General features: G+C 59.1%; 20 protein-coding genes. 6 read left to right on the forward strand and 14 right to left on the reverse strand.

Going from position 1 to position 16,777, the window contains the following annotated elements; genetic code table 11:
* Positions 1-13 precede the first annotated feature (13 nt).
* From JET17_RS10240 to JET17_RS10290, 11 genes are all read right to left on the reverse strand, one after another.
* The gene (locus tag JET17_RS10240) at positions 14-1,357 is read right to left on the reverse strand and encodes an OprD family outer membrane porin (RefSeq protein ID WP_012313895.1); all 1,344 of its coding nucleotides are present in this window, start codon (positions 1,355-1,357) and stop codon (positions 14-16) included.
* Positions 1,358-1,441: 84 nt separating this feature from the next.
* Positions 1,442-2,371, reverse strand: coding sequence for an alpha/beta hydrolase (locus JET17_RS10245; protein ID WP_012313896.1), 930 nt, complete (start codon positions 2,369-2,371; stop codon positions 1,442-1,444).
* A 67-nt stretch (positions 2,372-2,438) separates the two neighbouring features.
* The gene (dmpG, locus tag JET17_RS10250; protein WP_012313897.1) at positions 2,439-3,458 is read right to left on the reverse strand and encodes a 4-hydroxy-2-oxovalerate aldolase; all 1,020 of its coding nucleotides are present in this window, start codon (positions 3,456-3,458) and stop codon (positions 2,439-2,441) included.
* Between the two features lie 2 nt (positions 3,459-3,460).
* Entirely contained in the window at positions 3,461-4,408 is a 948-nt protein-coding gene (locus tag JET17_RS10255; protein WP_012313898.1) for an acetaldehyde dehydrogenase (acetylating), read from the reverse strand.
* Between the two features lie 64 nt (positions 4,409-4,472).
* A complete protein-coding gene (locus JET17_RS10260) occupies positions 4,473-4,904 on the reverse strand; it encodes a RidA family protein (protein WP_012313899.1) in 432 nt (143 codons plus the stop codon).
* 3 nt (positions 4,905-4,907) lie between these two features.
* Entirely contained in the window at positions 4,908-5,678 is a 771-nt protein-coding gene (locus JET17_RS10265; RefSeq protein WP_012313900.1) for a 2-keto-4-pentenoate hydratase, read from the reverse strand.
* A 10-nt stretch (positions 5,679-5,688) separates the two neighbouring features.
* The gene (locus JET17_RS10270; protein WP_012313901.1) at positions 5,689-6,471 is read right to left on the reverse strand and encodes a 2-keto-4-pentenoate hydratase; all 783 of its coding nucleotides are present in this window, start codon (positions 6,469-6,471) and stop codon (positions 5,689-5,691) included.
* On the reverse strand, positions 6,468-7,940 hold the full coding sequence (locus JET17_RS10275) for a 2-hydroxymuconic semialdehyde dehydrogenase (protein ID WP_012313902.1): 1,473 nt from the start codon (positions 7,938-7,940) through the stop codon (positions 6,468-6,470). The genes JET17_RS10270 and JET17_RS10275 overlap by 4 nt, the downstream gene beginning before the upstream one ends.
* Positions 7,941-8,164: 224 nt before the next feature.
* On the reverse strand, positions 8,165-8,983 hold the full coding sequence (locus JET17_RS10280; protein WP_012313903.1) for a tRNA U-34 5-methylaminomethyl-2-thiouridine biosynthesis protein: 819 nt from the start codon (positions 8,981-8,983) through the stop codon (positions 8,165-8,167).
* A 38-nt stretch (positions 8,984-9,021) separates the two neighbouring features.
* Positions 9,022-9,939 (reverse strand): tRNA U-34 5-methylaminomethyl-2-thiouridine biosynthesis protein, encoded by a 918-nt coding sequence (locus tag JET17_RS10285; protein ID WP_012313904.1) that lies wholly within the window; start codon positions 9,937-9,939, stop codon positions 9,022-9,024.
* Positions 9,940-9,967: 28 nt separating this feature from the next.
* Positions 9,968-10,396 (reverse strand): RidA family protein, encoded by a 429-nt coding sequence (locus JET17_RS10290; protein WP_012313905.1) that lies wholly within the window; start codon positions 10,394-10,396, stop codon positions 9,968-9,970.
* Between the two features lie 129 nt (positions 10,397-10,525).
* Here JET17_RS10290 and JET17_RS10295 point away from each other — a divergent pair, with 129 nt between their 5' ends.
* Complete coding sequence (locus JET17_RS10295) at positions 10,526-11,134, forward strand: MarR family winged helix-turn-helix transcriptional regulator (protein ID WP_233100422.1); 609 nt, start codon at positions 10,526-10,528, stop codon at positions 11,132-11,134.
* A gap of 144 nt (positions 11,135-11,278) precedes the next feature.
* On the opposite strand, the gene JET17_RS10300 is transcribed toward JET17_RS10295, so the two are convergent.
* Positions 11,279-11,833 carry a TetR/AcrR family transcriptional regulator gene (locus tag JET17_RS10300; RefSeq protein ID WP_012313907.1) on the reverse strand — a complete coding sequence of 185 codons (555 nt, stop codon included), beginning with the start codon at positions 11,831-11,833 and terminating at the stop codon, positions 11,279-11,281.
* Positions 11,834-11,962: 129 nt separating this feature from the next.
* On the opposite strand from JET17_RS10300, the gene JET17_RS10305 reads away from it, so the two are divergent.
* The 5 genes from JET17_RS10305 to JET17_RS10325 all read left to right on the forward strand — a co-directional run bounded on the left by JET17_RS10305 (position 11,963) and on the right by JET17_RS10325 (position 15,437).
* On the forward strand, positions 11,963-12,802 hold the full coding sequence (locus JET17_RS10305) for an alpha/beta fold hydrolase (protein WP_012313908.1): 840 nt from the start codon (positions 11,963-11,965) through the stop codon (positions 12,800-12,802).
* Between the two features lie 63 nt (positions 12,803-12,865).
* Positions 12,866-13,867, forward strand: coding sequence for an NADP-dependent oxidoreductase (locus JET17_RS10310; RefSeq protein ID WP_012313909.1), 1,002 nt, complete (start codon positions 12,866-12,868; stop codon positions 13,865-13,867).
* Between the two features lie 117 nt (positions 13,868-13,984).
* Positions 13,985-14,398, forward strand: coding sequence for a thiol-disulfide oxidoreductase DCC family protein (locus JET17_RS10315; RefSeq protein WP_012313910.1), 414 nt, complete (start codon positions 13,985-13,987; stop codon positions 14,396-14,398).
* Positions 14,383-14,943 (forward strand): GTP cyclohydrolase I FolE, encoded by a 561-nt coding sequence (gene folE, locus JET17_RS10320; RefSeq protein ID WP_012313911.1) that lies wholly within the window; start codon positions 14,383-14,385, stop codon positions 14,941-14,943. Before JET17_RS10315 ends, folE begins: the two co-directional genes overlap by 16 nt.
* Positions 14,944-14,978: 35 nt before the next feature.
* Positions 14,979-15,437, forward strand: coding sequence for a DUF3429 domain-containing protein (locus tag JET17_RS10325; RefSeq protein WP_012313912.1), 459 nt, complete (start codon positions 14,979-14,981; stop codon positions 15,435-15,437).
* A gap of 36 nt (positions 15,438-15,473) precedes the next feature.
* Here JET17_RS10325 and JET17_RS10330 read toward each other — a convergent pair whose 3' ends face one another.
* Both JET17_RS10330 and JET17_RS10335 read right to left on the reverse strand, forming a co-directional pair.
* Positions 15,474-15,860: a cupin domain-containing protein gene (locus JET17_RS10330; RefSeq protein WP_012313913.1), complete on the reverse strand. Its 387-nt coding sequence runs from the start codon at positions 15,858-15,860 to the stop codon at positions 15,474-15,476.
* Positions 15,861-15,931: 71 nt separating this feature from the next.
* Positions 15,932-16,756 carry an AraC family transcriptional regulator gene (locus JET17_RS10335; RefSeq protein ID WP_012313914.1) on the reverse strand — a complete coding sequence of 275 codons (825 nt, stop codon included), beginning with the start codon at positions 16,754-16,756 and terminating at the stop codon, positions 15,932-15,934.
* Positions 16,757-16,777 lie beyond the last annotated feature (21 nt).

Genomic DNA, 16,777 nt, shown 5'->3' on the forward strand with positions numbered 1-16,777 from the left:
GCAGCGTTAACACTCAGAAAATAGAAAAGGGCATTCTGAGAATAACCCTCAGCTCATCAAAGTTACCCTCGGCCTGGTGGCTGCTTGCGCGGTGCCAAGCGTAACCTGCAAGAATACTTCCACCCTTTAATTCGCCAGCCTGAAATGTGTAACTCCCTAAAAGGCCGGTTTCGTTATGGCGTTCGTTGTCCTGAAGCAGCGAAGCCGTGTAAACCCCCTTTGGCCCCCCGTCATACCCCGTTCCATCAATACCCCAGCCCCGGGTGTGCCAGAGTATGCTTTTAAATCCAGGAACGCCGTAAGCAGCCCAGTCATTTATATATTTGACCTGAAAGGAGGTTTCGTTCGGGCCGTTAAAGTAAGAAACCATGGTGTTCGGTAGCTCAATGGCATTTGACTCTTTCACGAAGTCAAAGAATTCATCGCCCACAATTTTCTGAAGGCCGAATTCCACTGAGTGGTTCTTGAAGCGCGGGGTGATGGCCAGACCAAATGCCTGCTGATCGATATGGCCAGCTTCTTCCTTTCCGCTTGATTTCGTATTGTACATCGATAGCTTCACGGATGTGGTGAGCCCTTTCGATTGGAATGTCTGTCCCAGGCCAAAATATTGCCTGTCCCAAATATCCTGAATGCGCGAAATATAAACACTGGTTTTCAGGCCGTTCGCGCTAGTGTGGTCCCCGCCAAAATAAGCGGTCCAATCACTGGTGACCGGGCGCATGGCGTATTGCAGTCCGATGTCTTCTGTGCCTGCAGCATAACGTGGCGCCATTTTTGAGAAGTAACCAGACTTTAACACCAGGCCATCAAAGGATGAGTTTTCAACCGACAGCCCGTCGAAAGAGGCAGGAACAGTACGAGTATCCGAAAAATTCATGACAGGCGTGGCCACCTGATGACGGCCGATTTTTACGTCGGTCTCGGCGGCTCGCAACTTGACTGCGGCAACGCCCAAGCGACTCCATGTAGGTTGTACATCGCCATCGCTGTTAACCAGCATTCTGTTACTGCCCCCCGCAGCGTCACCCGTGTCGCGTTCTAACGCGACGACAGAATAGGCAGCAAGATCCAGTCCTACCCCCACGGGCCACGAGGTGTAGCCGGACTCGAATCCCAATTTGAAACCTTGCTGCCAGGCCACTCGGTCATGCGAAACTTGCGGGCCTTCGTCCGTTTTATACCGATATATGGTGTTGCGTCTCCCGATTTCCTTGGAATACCACTGGCGGGTATCAAGTGTAAGAGAGCTTCCCTCGAAGAAACCGCTTTTCGCCTCGGCCAGTGCTTCAAAGCAACAAACCACTCCAGGTAAAAAGCATGACATGGCGACCACGTTTTTTATGCGGACAGACATAGAGGTAGCCCTCGATTGTTATTATTTGGAAAGGCAGGGGAGGTGGTTATCCCGGGGTGCGATTGCGCCTGGCTAATGCTTTTTTTATTGGGCGAGTTCGGTCGTGTATTCGATGATCTTTTTTGTCACTTCGTCATTGGATGTGTCTACGGGCACAAAATGATTGGAAGAACACAGGGCATCATACTTCGAGTTGGCTCCAGCGGCGGTGGCACGCTTCACGTAATCAAGAACGGACGGAAAACGGTCGCTTTGGTTTGTAATGAAAACCTGCGGTACCTTTATGATTGGCATCTGGGTGGGCGATACTTCCTGAAGTCGCGCCTGCAATTCCTTTCCCTGAACGTGGCCTAACACTTTTGGCTGTATGTCTTTGCCGCGAGGGAGTTGAGCATGCCATGCCAGGTCAACAACCCCGTCCAGCACCAGCACGCCGCTGATCGACAAAGGGTTTTTCACATAGAGCTCAGAGTCCGCCTTTATTAGATTTCGCCCAGCCAACCATAAAGCGTAATGCCCCCCCGAAGAATGGCCGAGTGTCACGGTTCTTCTGAGATCCAAGGGGTATTTTTTGGCCAGTTCGCGTAAATGATCAGCAGCCCCCGCAACGGATTTGAAGGAGTTGGGCCATTCGCCATAGCTGCCTACCCGGCTGTATTCGATGTTCCACGTTGCAAAACCCGCCTTGGTCAGCATATCAGCGACTGGCGCCATGTAATCCAGGCCTACATCAGCGCTCCAACGCCCGCCATGGACGACAATCACCACGGGGAAGGGCCCTTCGCCCTGCGGCAAACGAAGGTCCCCAAAGTTGTCCAACCCTTCTCCATAAAACTCACGGTGGACGTCACCCATCACCGCAGGTGCACGCTTTACCGTATCTTGGAACAGCGACCATTCCTCCTGCGGGGCAGGTACAGGCAGTGGACTTTTACAAACAATATTATGTTCGGCCGCGCTGATATTCATGGCGACAGAAGCCAGCAACAAAGAAATAGCGGTCTTGTTAATCATTATAAGACTTTCCTGTCATGCGCATTGATGTTCACAAGTTCATTGATTTTTTGCCAAGTGGCAGTGTTCATCCTTGATTGAGCAAATCCAGGGCGACATCGATGATCATGTCTTCCTGGCCACCGATCATGCGGCGCTTGCCCAGTTCAACCAGAATGTCGAAAGTCGACAGGCCGTATTTGGCCGCAGCGGCCTCGGCATGGCGCAGGAAACTTGAATAGACCCCTGCATAACCCAAGGCCAGCGTTTCCCGGTCGACCCTCACCACCCGTTCCTGCAGGGGGCGGACAATGTCTTCGGCGGCATCGATCAGCTTTTTGACGTCGCAGCCGTGGTTCAGGCCCATGCGCTCGGCGGCGGCGGCGAATACCTCGAGCGGTGCGTTGCCGGCCCCGGCGCCCATGCCGGTCAGGCTGGCATCGACGCGATCGCAGCCGTGCTCCAGGGCGACCAGGCTGTTGGCCACGCCCAGGCTGAGGTTGTGGTGGGCGTGCATGCCGGTCTGCGTCGCTGGGTCAAGCACGTCCTTCATGGCCTTGAAGCGCTCGGCGATGTCCCACATGTTCATCGCGCCACCGGAATCCACAACGTAGATGCATTGTGCACCGTAGCTTTCCATCAGTTTGCCCTGCCTGGCGAGGCCGGCCGGGGTCTGCATGTGGCTCATCATCAAGAAGCCCACGGTGTCCATGCCCAGGGAGCGGGCGTATTCGATGTGTTGGCGCGAGACATCAGCCTCGGTGCAGTGGGTGGCCACGCGCACGATCCGCGCGCCAGCGTCGTAGGCGGCCTTGAGGTCGTGCACAGTGCCAATGCCCGGCAGCAGCAACGTGGCGATACGGGCGCGCTGCACCACTGCGGCTACCGCGGCGATCCACTCAAAGTCGGTATGGGCACCGAAGCCGTAATTGAAGCTCGAACCCTGCAGGCCATCGCCGTGGGCGACCTCAATGCTGTCGACGCCGGCTTGGTCCAGGGCCTGAGCGATGCCCGCGACCTGTTCCAGGCTGTAGCGGTGACGCACGGCATGCATACCGTCGCGCAGGGTGACGTCTGAGATATGGATCTTTTTGTTCGTGTTGATCATCTTCACAACCCCTGATCAGTGAACTGCGCCTGGGCGATACGTTCAGCGACGGTCAGCGCCGCGCTGGTCATGATGTCCAGATTGCCGGCGTAAGCCGGCAGGTAGTGCCCGGCACCTTCCACTTCGAGATACACCGCGACTTTGATGCCGGTGCTCCAGCCCAGGCCAGGGATGTTCTGCCGGTTGTTCTCGGTGAAGTGCTCGAACTGAACGTGTTGTTTGAGGCGGTAACCCGGCACGTAGCGGTTAACCTCGGCCACGCGCTGCTCGACCGCGTCGACGATGGCTTGGGTGTCGGCGTCCAGTGGCACGAAGCAATACACCGTGTCGCGCATGATCAATGGCGGCTCGGCCGGGTTGAGCACGATGATCGCCTTGCCGCGCGCCGCGCCGCCGACCTCGACGATCGCGCGTGAGGTGGTCTCGGTGAATTCGTCGATGTTGGCACGGGTGCCGGGGCCGGCCGACTTACTGGAGATTGCCGCGACGATCTCGGCGTAATGCACCGGCGCCACGCCCGCCACCGCATGCACGATCGGGATGGTCGCCTGGCCGCCGCAGGTGACCATGTTCAGGTTCGGCTCGTGGGCGTGCTCGGCGAAGTTCACCACCGGGACGACATACGGGCCGACGGCTGCAGGGGTAAGGTCGATGATGCGCACCCCATGGGCACGCAGCTTGCTGTCATGCACCTTGTGCGCCCCTGCGGAGGTGGCATCGAAGGCGATGCGGATTTCCTTGAAATTGGGCAGCGCGAGCAGCCCGTCGATCCCGCCTGCGGTGGTGGGTACACCGAGGCGCTCAGCGCGGGCCAAACCGTCTGAGGCCGGGTCGATACCCACCATGGCTCCCACCTCAAGCGTATCGGAGCAGCGAAGGATCTTGATCATCAGGTCGGTGCCAATGTTGCCAGAGCCGATGATCGCTACCGGTATGCGAGTAGATGACATCTGTTCTTCTCCTTTGCAGTGCAGACAACCGTATCGGGTGATATCTGCACATCTACGAGTTGGTTCAGCGCAGCGGCTTGTAGGCCACAGCCTTGATTTCGATGACCAGATGCGGGTGCGGCAGTTGGTGAACGGCGACGGTGGTGCGGGTCGGACCGTCGGCATCGAAAAACTGCCCGTACACTTGGTTGTATTGGGAGAAGTCGTTCATGTTGACCAGATAGCTGCACACTTCCACTACGTCCTCCAGGTCGGCACCGACACTGCGCAGGATGTCGCGGATGTTGTTCAGCACCTCGCGGGTCTGTGCTTCGATGCATGGGCGTATGCGCCCAGACGCGTCCGGCTCTGCACCGGCGATGCTGTTGTCCGGGCGCCGCGAGCTGGTGCCAGAGACGAACAGGAAGTCACCGGCACGCTTGACGTGGGGGAAGGCCCCAAGCGGTGTGGCTTTGCCGTCTACTACCCGGGCGTGGGTCTGCGATTTGTCGCTCATGGCTTATTCCTCGCGCAGCGTTTCAAACGCTACGCTTCCCAAGTCCTGAAATTCGCAGCGCACCGCTACGCCTGGGCGAAGCGCCACGGCCGCCGTCGCCGCACCGGCCAGTACCAGGCTGCCGGGCTCTAGCGCCTCGCCTTGTTGCGCCGCCAGGCGCGCTGCTGCTACCAGTGCGCGTACAGGCGCGCCGAGGATCGCCGCCGTGCTGCCCATCTCCACCGCGCGGCCATCGAAACTCATCACAAGCCCCAGGTTGCCCACGTCAGTGTCCGGGCGCTGCCAGCCGCCGACCACGAAGCCGGACGATGAGGCGTTGTCGGCCACCACCGCGGGCAGCGAGAACTTGAAGTTGCAATAGCGCGAGTCGATCACCTCCAGTGCCGGCGCCACCGCTTCCACAGCGGCCAGGGCCTGCAGCGGCGTAACGTGCCCTTCAAGGCGCTTGCCCAGCAAGAAACACACCTCTGGTTCGACGCGCGGGTGCACGTAGCGAGACAGGTCGATGCTGCCCCCTTCCTCGATCCACATATCTGAGGTCAACCGCCCCCAGATCAGGTCGGACACGCCCATCTGCGCCATCTTGGCGCGGCTGGTAAAGCCCATTTTGACGCCCACCTGGCGCGCCCCACGGGCCAGGCGCTTCTCGATCAGCAGGCGTTGAACCGCATAAGCCTCTTCCAGGGTCACGGTATCTTCGCCGCCTAATTGCAACGTGGCCTGGGCGTACAGGGCGGCATCGTCGAGGCGCTTGGCAATACGTTCAATTTTCATGCAGATCACCTCAGCTAGCGGAATCGAAACAGGCCCGGACACTGCCCAAACCTTGGATACGTGCCTCGAAAACATCACCGGGCGCAACGCTTACCATTGGCCCCAATGCACCGCTGAGCACCACGTCGCCGGCTCGCAGCGGAGTGCCCGCCTCGACCAGGGTACGGGCCAGCCAGAGTGCAGCATTGAGCGGGTGGCCAAGGCACGCGGCCCCTACACCGAATGAAACCGGCTCCCCTCGGCGCTCCATGACCATGCCGGCCAGGCGCAGGTCCAGATCACCGAGTTTCACTGGCCGCTGGCCGAGCACGTACAGCCCTGCCGAGGCGTTATCGGCGATGGTGTCGAGGATGCTGATGTTCCAGTCGGCGATGCGGCTGCCGACCACCTCTATGGCCGGCAACACATAGGCGGTAGCCGCCAGCAGGTCGCTGAGCACGATCTGCTCGCGGTCCAGGTCGTGTTCCAGTACCAGCGCCACCTCAGCCTCACATTTGGCCTGCATGAGGCGGGGCCAGGCGATCGTCTCGCCGTCGCTGATTTCCATGCTATCGAGCAGTGTGCCGAAGTCAGGCTGATTCACACCCAGCTGCTGCTGCACCGAGTGCGAGGTCAGACCGATCTTGCGCCCGGTGATACGTCGCCCGGCACTCACCTGGCGTTGGGTATTGAGCTGCTGCACCTTGTAGGCGTCGGCGATGGCATCAAGCTGATCGCGCACCGGCGACACCGGTTCACCACTTCTAGCCGCTTGGTCGAGCAGGTCGGCCACCTGTTGATGTCGTTCGGTCATTGTTCGCTCTCCTGGTCAATGCGCACGCAGACGTTGGTCAGTTCCGAATAGAAATTCAGCGAATGCATGCCGCCCTCGCGGCCGATACCGGACAAGCCGGCGCCACCGAACGGCGTGCGCAGGTCGCGCAGGAACCAGGTGTTCACCCAGCTGATGCCCACCCGCATGGCTTCGCTGACGCGGTGCGCGCGGCTCAGGTTGCTGGTCCATACCGTCGCGGCCAGGCCGTAGCGGGTGTCGTTGGCGCGGGCGATGACTTCGCGCTCGCTGTCGAACGGGGAAACGTGGCAGATGGGCCCGAAGATCTCCTCGCGCACGCAGCGCGCATCGTCCGGCAGGCCCGTGATTACCGTCGGCTCGACCCATGCGCCGTTGTCGCGCGCGTCACCAAAGCGTGGCACGCCGCCACCGGCAATGAAGGTCGCGCCTTCCTGGCGGGCCAGTTCGAAGTAGCTCAGCACCTTGTCGCGGTGTTTGGACGAGATCAGCGGCCCCATCTGGGTCGCGGCTTCGTGAGGCCAGTCAACCTTCATTGTCTTGATGCGCTCTGCAAGGGCAGTGCAGAAGCGCTCGAACAGCGGGCGTTCGACATACACCCGCTCCGAGCACAGGCAGACCTGCCCGCTGTTGAGGAACAGCGCGCGCATCATGCCGTCGATCATCTTGTCGAAGTCGCAGTCGGCGAAGATGATCGCCGCGTTCTTGCCACCGAGCTCGAACGACACCGGCTTAACCCCTTCGGCGGCGGCGCGCATGATGGTGGTGCCGGTACGCGATTCGCCGGTGAAGGTGATGGCGCTGATGTCCGGATGGCGCGAAATGAATTCGCCCGCCGAATTCGGGCCGAAGCCATGTACCAGGTTGAACACACCATCCGGTACGCCGGCGGCTTGCATCACCTCGGCCAGTAGTGTTGCGGTGCCAGGGGTGTCTTCCGAAGGTTTGACCACCACGGCGTTGCCACAGGCCAGTGCGGGCGCAACCTTCCACGTCAGCAACAGCAGCGGCAGGTTCCAGGGCGAGATCACCCCGACCACACCCAAGGGCTTGCGGGCTGCGTAGTTGAGCGCGTAGGCGCCATTTGGCAGGTCCAGGCGATGGCTGTCCAGCGGTGCGGTAGCGAGTATGTCTGCGAAGGTGCGGAAGTTGGCGATGCCACGCGGCACGTCGATCACGCCGGCCATGGACAACGGCTTACCAGTGTCGGCCATCTCGGCGGCAAGGAAGTCCGCCTGGCGGCGTTCCATTTCGTCCGCAATTTTGCGCAGTACGGCCACACGGTCGGCCGCAGTGGTACGGCCCCAGGCGCTGGCAATGGCACGATGCCCGGCTTTGACCGCTTCGTCCACAAGGTCCCCGTCAGCCTCATGGACCAGGGCTACCAGGGAGCCGTCGACCGGGCTGATATCTTCGAAGGTATTTGGGCTCTCGACCCAACGACCATTTACGTAATTGCGATAGTGTTTCATGACTGACCTCGATGACACGGCTGACAGCGAGCTGTGGCGGGCTCGCGTGATTGCTGCAGGCCAGGCCCGGCGAATCGCGGGCGCAGGCGAGCGCTGCTTGCGTTGCTCGGGCAACGCAAACGGTCCTGGGTGAATGGTTCGATCAGCACGCTTGACGGCCGTGGCCACCGCCGGGTCCGCGCACTTGGCAGGGCAGCGCTAGCGGCTGCGCTGCTGCATACAAGTCAACAGGGGTAAAACTGCACCACGGCGGCACCACTGCCATACAACGCGCCGTAGTGATGAACCTTGGCTCCCTGGAAGCGCCCGCCTAGCGCACCGAGCAGCCAATGGAAATGCTTGAAGCCCATATCGACTCGGGCCCGTGCAGCATAGGTGGGCAGCGCCTCCCGCAGCCCGTCGACGTCACCGGTCTCAATCAGCGCCAGCACCTGACGATTCCAGGCATCTTCCTCGGTGTGTACGATGCGGTCGTCGCAGGGTTCGATTGGCTTGGTGAACAGGCTGCCGGACAAGCCGCCAACCCCCACCACTGCCACACGCTTGCCCTGCTCGGCAGCGCAGGCCACGGCGATCGCCGCCAGTTTTTCGGTGGCTTGGGCGTTGTCATAGAGATTGTTGGACGCCACCACCAGTGGCAGCCCTTCAGTGCCCACACCCAGTGCGGTGCTAGCGACGATAGTGCCAGTGTCAATCGGGAAGCCTTGGTAGTCAGCGCCACGGGCATTCACGCCTTGGGCACGGCATGCTTCGATGCAGGCGTTGGCCAGCGTCACATCGCTGTAAAGGTCATAGGGCAGCTCACCGAATTCGTGCCAGTTTTCGTCGACGTGAATGTCTTGGCTGCGTCGACGGGTCAGCCAGATTTCATCCAGCACTGCGAACCACTGGGTGGAGTAGACAAGCACCACGTCCGGCTCAGAGGCCTTCAACGCGACACCTGCCTGTTGCATTGCACGCTGAAAACGCTGCCAGTTGGGCACGTCGGGGCACAGCTGGGGCAGTGGGCTGCCAGGAACCAGGAAGGCCGATACAACAGTCATGGTCGTTTCACCTGAGAAATAAGACGGGATTGAAGCGTTCAGATGGCTTGGGTCGCGGCACGAGCGAGGCCGGCCTTGACGAGGTTCCACTCCATCACCGCGTTGCCGGTGCCGATCACCGTCCCGTAGCCGTGCAGTTGCGCCGCCAACTCCGGGTACTGCATGGCTGCGTGCATCCAGGTGAACGCGCCGGACTTCACTTCGGCGAAGGCCTCGTCAATGAACTGCGGCAGCAGGCGGAACACTTCTTTCATCTCCCCGCGGCGCATGAGGTCAATCATGCGCATGTCCCACTGGTAACCCAGCTGGCTCTGCGGATGCTCCTTGGTCATGTCTTCCGGCGGCTCTGGCTCTTGGTGGAAGTGCCAATGCGACAGGGTATTGGAGGCCAGCAGCACCGCACGTTTGCCAGACTTGATGATTGCTTCGCGGGTGGCCTTGCCCAGTAGATCCATCTCCACCTGGCCTTCTTCCATGCTCAGGTAATACGGCGTGTTGTTGGCCGAAACCGATACCACCGGGATGTCCCACTGCGGGCGGATCATGTGCAGCGTGGTGATAGTGCCGTAGTCGACGCGAAATCGAGGGTTGCGCATCATCTTGGTCTGCAGTCCCACCTTGCGTCCTTCTTCGCAGCAAGCCTCGGCCAGTTCAACATCGAACTTTATCGAGTAGTCGAAGCGGAACAGGTTGGGGAATATTGGGTCGACCGAGCGCCCGGCCAGGTGCTCGACCCCAATGAAGTGGTGTCCCACAGAGGTAATCCAGTGTGGCGAATGCACCAACAGCACATCCGGCTTGAGCGCCTCGATACTCGCGCGCGCCCGTTCGTAGGCCCAGCGCAATTGTTCCCAGCCCCCCTTGGCACGCGGCTCGTTCTGCGCAGGGTTTTCTGCGTAGAGGATATGGGGTGGGTGGGGGGCCAGAAACCCGCTGATAATTTCACCGTTTGCCATGTGGCTTCTCCTGGTTTTATTGTTTGTATCAGGGCAGTGAAGGATCGACCGCGAATTGGAATTCCATCTCGACGAGCGCACCCAGCGGAAGCGCCGCTACCCCTACACTGGTACGTGCAGGTGGGGTGGCGCCCTGGAAAAACGCCTCCCAGTGCTGATTGATCAGGCCGAATTGGCCAAAGTCGGCGCAGTAGATCCGCGCCAGCATCAATTGCTCCAGGGCTATTCCCAATTCATCGCACAGGCCTTTGAGGTTGGCCAGGATCTGCCGAACTTCTGCGGCCATGCCGCCAACCACCAGGCCGCCATGGGCTGGGTCGAGCCCAACCATGCCAGAAACGTGGATGAAGCCACCTGCCGATACCACGGGGCTGTAAGCAAAATGCGGTGCGGGTAGCGTCCGGCTGATCAGGGGGGTCCACGCGCTATGTGTTGCCGCAGAGGTCGAGGAAGACATTTTTGTTCTCTTTAAGTACGTATACGTCCTAAACGAGATAAATCCTATGGCTGGAAATAGATGCTGTCAATCGATTTGTAGGACAATTTTCCGGCTAGAATCGTACGTGCACTGGCATTTTGCTCAGGCTTGAATCCTCCTGTCGAAGCGCCAATACTTAACTGGCTGATTTGCCAGACAAATAGTACGTGCACGTACACAGTCATCGATCCCAAGGATCGCAACCCGCAAGGAATGACCGGACAACCAATGCCGCCCATACGCACGCCTTCTCCCGCAAAACTCTCCCCGCAAAGCCAGGCGCTTGTCGATCAATTTCACCTTGAAGACATCGTTTCCCACCTGCTGCGGCGGGCTCACTTCATGGCGGAGGAACGGTTCAACACAGCGTTCGCCGGAGAGTCGATCACCCCCAGACAGAAAGCCGCATTGATTGTGGTGTCGCAGCACCCCGGCCTGACCCAGAACGCACTGGCCGGCCATTTGTTCATGGATCGCAACACTGTTGCCGAAATGGTCAAGAGGCTGTGCGCCAGCGGCATGCTGGTGCGCACCAGCGCCAAGAGCGACCAGCGTGCGTACCAGTTGTATTTGGGCAATGAAGGCGCTGAACTGCTTGAGCGCGTACTGCCGCGTGATGCCGAAGTGGAAAGCAAATTGCTGGAACGGTTGCCTGAGGAATACCGGCCGCTGTTCCTGAAGTGCCTGAAGCTGATTGTCTCGCCTGAGGAGGCGTGAGCCGCCCCAGGTTCACCTAGTACCTGAGGTGCCTTGCAACCTCAGGGGCGGCCTTGGAGACCGCTACGGCAATCGCTCGACGCCCGTCGCCAGCCAGAGGGTGGTGAACAATCGGATCGAAATGGCATGGAATCCGCAACAGCCTCAGGACCTCAGCTTGCCCAGGATCTTCTCACGACAAACGCTGAGCACTTCATCAGCCAGTGGAGAGTCTTCCGGGCAGGCGCGAGACAGAACCAAGGCGCCGAGGGCATGTGCGAAGGTATCGATGATTTCAGCACGGCTTGGGCCAGGCTCTTCATTTTTGCCTTGTAAAACCTCCAGCAATTCTTCGATCCCAGCGCCATAAGCAGCTTTGATCTCATTGGGCTGGCGTGCAGCGTCTGCGCCCAGCGCCGCTAGCGTGCAGCCATTGCCTTTCTCATCGCGGTGCTCGCGGGACAGGTAGAAATTGACGAAGTCGGCCAGCTGGATGCCCTGCATCTGCTCGACCGTCTTGTTGAGCCCGCAAGTGGCTGCTTCGCCCATCAAATCTGCCTTGGACTTGAAGTGCTTGTAAAACCCGCCATGGGTGAAGCCGGCGGCAGCCATGAGGTCTGCAACACCGACGCCGTCATAGCCGCGCTCGCGAAATAGCCTGGAAGACGTTTCCACGATATGCGCTCGGTTAGCTTGTGCCTGGGCCTTTGTGACCTTCATTTCGCTGCTCTCTCTGCTATCAAGCCAACCAATAGCATACATTGATGATGTTCATCATCAAAGTCGTTGACGGTTCAGATTACGATCATCATCATTAAGTCGTATCTTCCACTGAAAGAGCAAACCGTCATGAGCCATAACCATCTCACCGTTCCGACCCGCACAGTTGAAGTAGGCGGCGACACGTTCACCTACCGCCGCTGGGGCAACCCTTCTGGTGTGCCGCTGGTCTTCATCGCCCATTTCCGTGGCGGGCTCGACCACTGGGATCCGATCATCACTGATGGTCTGGCGGCGGGGCGCGAAGTGATCCTGCTGAACGGTAGAGGTGTGGCTTCATCGTCGGGCACTCCGGCCATCACCATTGAGCAAATGGCGGATGACATTGCAGCAGCCATCAAGGCCCTGGGGCTGACCCAGGTCGACCTGCTCGGCTTCTCCATCGGTGGCTTGCAGGTTCAGGAAGTGGCACTGCGTCACCCTGCGTTGGTGCGCAAGCTGGTGCTGCTCGGCACCGGTCTGCGCGGTGGTGATCCGAGCATGGCAGAGGGTGTGAGAGAAGCCGCTTCGAACCCCGTCCCCACCATCGAGAACTTCCTGTTCCTCTTCTTCGGTCGCTCGGAAGCTGCCAGGAAAGCGGGCCTGGCGTTCTGGGAACGCCGCAACCAGCGTGTCGATCAGGACACCCCAAGCTCGGTTGAGGTCGCAATGGCTCAGGGCGCTGCATTTGCAGCCTATGTCCAGTCGGCACAGGGTGAGAACCGCTTCGCTTACCTCAACGAAATCAAGCAGCCTACCTTGGTGGTCAATGGCGTCGACGACGTCATGATTCCTTCGATCAATTCGTGGCACCTGGTACAGAACATTCCAGATGCCCAGTTGCTGATTTACCCCGACTCCGGTCACGCCGCGCACTTCCAGTTCCCTGAGCGCTTCCTGAAACACGCCCTTCAGTTCCTGGAAGAGTAAGGCAGCGCCTTGCCCGATCACCCCGCCCATCGGGCACGTCTATATTTTTGGAATTTTAAGAACATGAAAGCGTTTCTGATCGATCGCTACGGCAAAGACGTCGTTGGTGATATCACTGAAGTTCCAGAGCCCCGGGTGGATGATTTCGACGTTCTGGTTGAGGTTCATGCCGCAAGCGTGAACGTCCTTGATATCAAAATCAGGAGGGGCGAGTTCAAGCTGATCCTGCCGTTCAAGATGCCTCTGATCCTGGGTAACGATGTTGCTGGCACTGTGAAACGTGTCGGAGGGAAAGTCAGTCGTTTCCGGGCAGGGGACGAAGTCTTCGCACGGGTAGACCAGGCGCGTATGGGTGGCTTCGCCGAGTTCGTGGCGGTCAGCGAAGCTGCTGTTTCACTCAAGCCTGCCAACCTGAACATGGAAGAAGCGGCCTCGCTGCCATTGGTGGCTCTCACGGCCTGGCAGGCGTTGGCGGAAATGGCCAACGTTCAACCGGGCCAGAAGGTTCTGATCCAGGCCGGCTCCGGTGGCGTCGGTAGCATCGCCATTCAGGTCGCCAAGCACCTGGGAGCCTTCGTCGCCACAACCACGAGTACCGGCAACGTGTCGTGGGTCAAGGCGCTGGGTGCTGACGTGGTGATCGATTACAAGACGCAGCGCTTCGAGTCGCAGCTGAGTGATTACGATGTCGTGCTCAGCGGGCTGGGCGGTGACGTTCTCGAAAAATCTCTCCATGTATTGAAGCCGGGTGGTCAGTTGATTTCCATCTCAGGCCCACCCACCCCCGAGTTCGCAGAGCAGCTTCGCCTTTCCTGGCTGTTCAGGCAGGTCGTTCGCTTGATCAGCCGAGGGATCAGGAAAAAATCGGAGCACAAGGGCGTCAACTACAAGTTTCTGTTCATGAAAGAGAGTGGTGCGCAACTGGCTGAGCTGGCTAGGCTGGTTGAAGCCGGGGTCATCAAGCCCGTATTGGATCGCGCCTTCGCGTTGAGCTCGACAGCCGATGGCCTGGCATACGTGGCCGAAGGTAGAGCCAAAGGTAAGGTCGTGGTGAAGGTGAAGTGATCACCTGAGTAAAGGTCAGTGACAGCGGCGCGCGACAGCCAGGTGTAAGGCTGTATTGCGATTTTCCTGGTTTCGGCTAACTTATACAAAAACCTGTACAAAGATGAGAGGTTGTACATGTATTGTAAGTGGCCCCTGACGCTGTACTTCGATGGCGCCTGCCCTTTGTGCGCCAGAGAGATCGCGTTCCTGCGCAGGAAATCGACCGAGGCAAAGCTCATTCTGGTTGACATCAGTGCTGATGATTTCGATGCAGAGTCACTGGGCTTGACGGTTGAGCAATTGAGGTCATGCCTGCATGCAAGGTTCGCGAACGGGCAGTGGGTCACAGGCTTGGACGCCACGTTGTGGAGTTGGCGGGCTGCTGATGTGGGAGGGTGGGTCGCGCCACTGTCCTGGCGCCCGTTACGCCCCCTGTTTTCAGTTTTCTACAGGCTGTTCTGTCGTTTGAGGCCACACTTGGCCTGGCTACCACATCCCGATGGCGGGCACCGCTGTAGCGGTGAGGAGTCCAAATGTCACATTCGTTAGCCGAGCACTATCATGAAATCCTTGTCGGCGTTGGTGAAAACCCGCAGCGCGAAGGGCTCCTGGAAACGCCCAAGCGTGCGGCCAAAGCGATGCAGTACTTGTGCAACGGGTATGGCCAGAATCTTCAAGAGGTAGTGAACGGCGCTTTGTTCGAGAGTCAAAACGATGAAATGATCGTCGTTCGTGACATAGAACTCTACTCGTTGTGCGAACACCACATGTTGCCATTCATTGGTAAAGCTCATGTCGCCTACCTGCCAACAGGGCGCGTATTGGGGCTTTCCAAGGTCGCGCGCGTTGTTGACATGTTTGCCCGTCGTTTACAGATACAGGAAAACCTGACGCGGCAAATTGCGTATGCCATTCAGGAAGTCACGGATGCCGCAGGGGTTGCGGTTGTGATTGAAGCCAAGCACATGTGCATGATGATGCGCGGTGTAGAGAAGCAGAACTCGGTGATGATTTCATCGGTGATGTTAGGTGAGTTTCGCGACTCCGCTTCGACTCGCCACGAATTCCTCAACCTCATTGGCCGACACAATTGAAATCCGATGCTGAGCCGTCGCGAAGGGGTGTCCAAATGAGTTCAGTTACTGCTGCTTTACCTTCAAGCCGCTTTGCGGTGCTGGGTTACGGTGGCTTGTTGCCGTTTGTTGGTTTGACGCTGCTCATCGTTTTTTTTGCTGATTACCGGGGTTTTGCCTCGATCATGCTGGTCAGCTATGGCGCTGTGATATTGAGCTTCGTCGGCGCGCTGCACTGGGGTTTCGCCATGACGTTAGAGGGTTTGCTCGCCAAGCAGCGTCGCGAGCGACTCGTGTGGAGCGTAATACCGGCCCTTATCGGTTGGGTTGGCACGCTGCTACCTGTGCCATTGGGTTGTTTGGTGTTGACCTTTGGTTTTATCGGTCATCTTTGGCAGGATCGCCAACTGGCGCAAGCTGTTCCTGGGTGGTTTATGCCGATGCGAGTCCATTTGACGGCTGTCGCAAGCCTCTGTTTGCTGCTCAGTGCACTTGCGGTAGCAATGGATTTTTGAAACCAGAAGCACTCCTTGATGAGTGATTTCCAGCGCTCAGATCCAGACGTCGTTCATAGCAGTGCGCTCCCCACCTTCATGGCCGGTATTCAGAACGCCTCGCGGCTCGATCATCATCAGTTTTGCTTCGGCCTCGGCGGCTGTTCTGTGCTCCACCCCACGTGGCACCACATACAACTCGCCCGGGTTCACGTAAACGCAGCCCTCCGGTAGATCGATGCGCAAGGTGCCTTCGAGCACGAGAAACGCTTCGTCGGTTTCCGGGTGTGAATGCCAGATGAATTCACCTTCTATTCGCACAACCTTGAACTGGTAGTCGTTCATTTCGGCGACCACTCTCGGGCTCCACTGCTGCTCTATCAGCGAAGCTTTCTGGGCAAGGTTTACAGGGCATGTTGCGCGTTGCGGGTTGGGGTGGGACATGACGGATCCTCATGGGGTGAAGTGGCCAGCCTATCGAACCTACACAAGGCGTTCTTGTACGATCCTGCACGTCAGCGGGCAGGTCGCAAGCGCTCCAGCCAGCGCAACGGTGGCACGCCATAGCTACGTGTGAAGTGGCGTGTCATGTGGCTCTGGTCGTGAAAGCCTGCCGCCAGGGCTGCATCAACCAAGGTGAAGCCATCGAGCATCAGCCTGCGCACAGTGTCCAGGCGTCGCAGGGTCACAAAGCGGTAGGGGCTGGTGCCGTAGAGGGCGCGAAAGTCGCGGGACAGGCTCCATTGTTCGCGGCCGCTGGCCTGTTCCAGCATCTGCAGGGTGATGCCCAGGTGAAGATGCTCCATGATGAATGCCCTGGCGCGTTCGGCCGCGCGGTAATCCAGGCGTTTGCGGCCGCGTGGCTTACCGCCCACCGCACGCAACGCCATCGCCAGGTCATACACGGCGTCCTGTTCCTCCAACGTTTCCAGCGGGTGGTCCAGTGCCTGCACGAAGGCTTCACTGGCGCGGTACAGGCGCGGGTCGCTGGACAGCCCGCCAGCAATGAAGGGCAATGGTTCACCGCCGAGCACGTTCTGGATCAGCGCCGGGTCGATGTAGGCCATACGGTAGCGAAAACCCGCTTCAGTCCCGGCCATGCCGTCGTGCACCTCGTCAGGGTGCAGGACCAGCGTATTACCCGGTAGGCCGTGGCACAGCGCCCCTTTGTAGTGAAAGCTCTGTACGCCGGCGAGGGTGCGGCCGATCGAGTATGTGTCGTGACGGTGAGGGTCGTAGCCATGGCTACCGAACCACGCTTCGATCCGTTCCACACTGCCAGGGTGAGCGCTACGGATGACCCAGTCGGGGGTGGCTGCGTGGCTTGCTTTTCGTTCCATGAATAGACGCTCTGCGACCCA

Origin of the sequence: Pseudomonas putida, assembly GCF_016406145.1 — a bacterium.
GTDB lineage: Bacteria > Pseudomonadota > Gammaproteobacteria > Pseudomonadales > Pseudomonadaceae > Aquipseudomonas > Aquipseudomonas putida_E.

What these genes read in the sequence shown, in the direction of transcription:
- JET17_RS10240 (WP_012313895.1), bottom strand. Translation starts at nt 1,357, where the DNA reads ATGTCTGTCCGCATAAAAAACGTGGTCGCCATGTCATGCTTTTTACCT.
- JET17_RS10245 (WP_012313896.1), bottom strand. Translation starts at nt 2,371, where the DNA reads ATGATTAACAAGACCGCTATTTCTTTGTTGCTGGCTTCTGTCGCCATG.
- dmpG (WP_012313897.1), bottom strand. Translation starts at nt 3,458, where the DNA reads ATGATCAACACGAACAAAAAGATCCATATCTCAGACGTCACCCTGCGC.
- JET17_RS10255 (WP_012313898.1), bottom strand. Translation starts at nt 4,408, where the DNA reads ATGTCATCTACTCGCATACCGGTAGCGATCATCGGCTCTGGCAACATT.
- JET17_RS10260 (WP_012313899.1), bottom strand. Translation starts at nt 4,904, where the DNA reads ATGAGCGACAAATCGCAGACCCACGCCCGGGTAGTAGACGGCAAAGCC.
- JET17_RS10265 (WP_012313900.1), bottom strand. Translation starts at nt 5,678, where the DNA reads ATGAAAATTGAACGTATTGCCAAGCGCCTCGACGATGCCGCCCTGTAC.
- JET17_RS10270 (WP_012313901.1), bottom strand. Translation starts at nt 6,471, where the DNA reads ATGACCGAACGACATCAACAGGTGGCCGACCTGCTCGACCAAGCGGCT.
- JET17_RS10275 (WP_012313902.1), bottom strand. Translation starts at nt 7,940, where the DNA reads ATGAAACACTATCGCAATTACGTAAATGGTCGTTGGGTCGAGAGCCCA.
- JET17_RS10280 (WP_012313903.1), bottom strand. Translation starts at nt 8,983, where the DNA reads ATGACTGTTGTATCGGCCTTCCTGGTTCCTGGCAGCCCACTGCCCCAG.
- JET17_RS10285 (WP_012313904.1), bottom strand. Translation starts at nt 9,939, where the DNA reads ATGGCAAACGGTGAAATTATCAGCGGGTTTCTGGCCCCCCACCCACCC.
- JET17_RS10290 (WP_012313905.1), bottom strand. Translation starts at nt 10,396, where the DNA reads ATGTCTTCCTCGACCTCTGCGGCAACACATAGCGCGTGGACCCCCCTG.
- JET17_RS10300 (WP_012313907.1), bottom strand. Translation starts at nt 11,833, where the DNA reads ATGAAGGTCACAAAGGCCCAGGCACAAGCTAACCGAGCGCATATCGTG.
- JET17_RS10305 (WP_012313908.1), top strand. Translation starts at nt 11,963, where the DNA reads ATGAGCCATAACCATCTCACCGTTCCGACCCGCACAGTTGAAGTAGGC.
- JET17_RS10310 (WP_012313909.1), top strand. Translation starts at nt 12,866, where the DNA reads ATGAAAGCGTTTCTGATCGATCGCTACGGCAAAGACGTCGTTGGTGAT.
- JET17_RS10315 (WP_012313910.1), top strand. Translation starts at nt 13,985, where the DNA reads ATGTATTGTAAGTGGCCCCTGACGCTGTACTTCGATGGCGCCTGCCCT.
- folE (WP_012313911.1), top strand. Translation starts at nt 14,383, where the DNA reads ATGTCACATTCGTTAGCCGAGCACTATCATGAAATCCTTGTCGGCGTT.
- JET17_RS10325 (WP_012313912.1), top strand. Translation starts at nt 14,979, where the DNA reads ATGAGTTCAGTTACTGCTGCTTTACCTTCAAGCCGCTTTGCGGTGCTG.
- JET17_RS10330 (WP_012313913.1), bottom strand. Translation starts at nt 15,860, where the DNA reads ATGTCCCACCCCAACCCGCAACGCGCAACATGCCCTGTAAACCTTGCC.
- JET17_RS10335 (WP_012313914.1), bottom strand. Translation starts at nt 16,756, where the DNA reads ATGGAACGAAAAGCAAGCCACGCAGCCACCCCCGACTGGGTCATCCGT.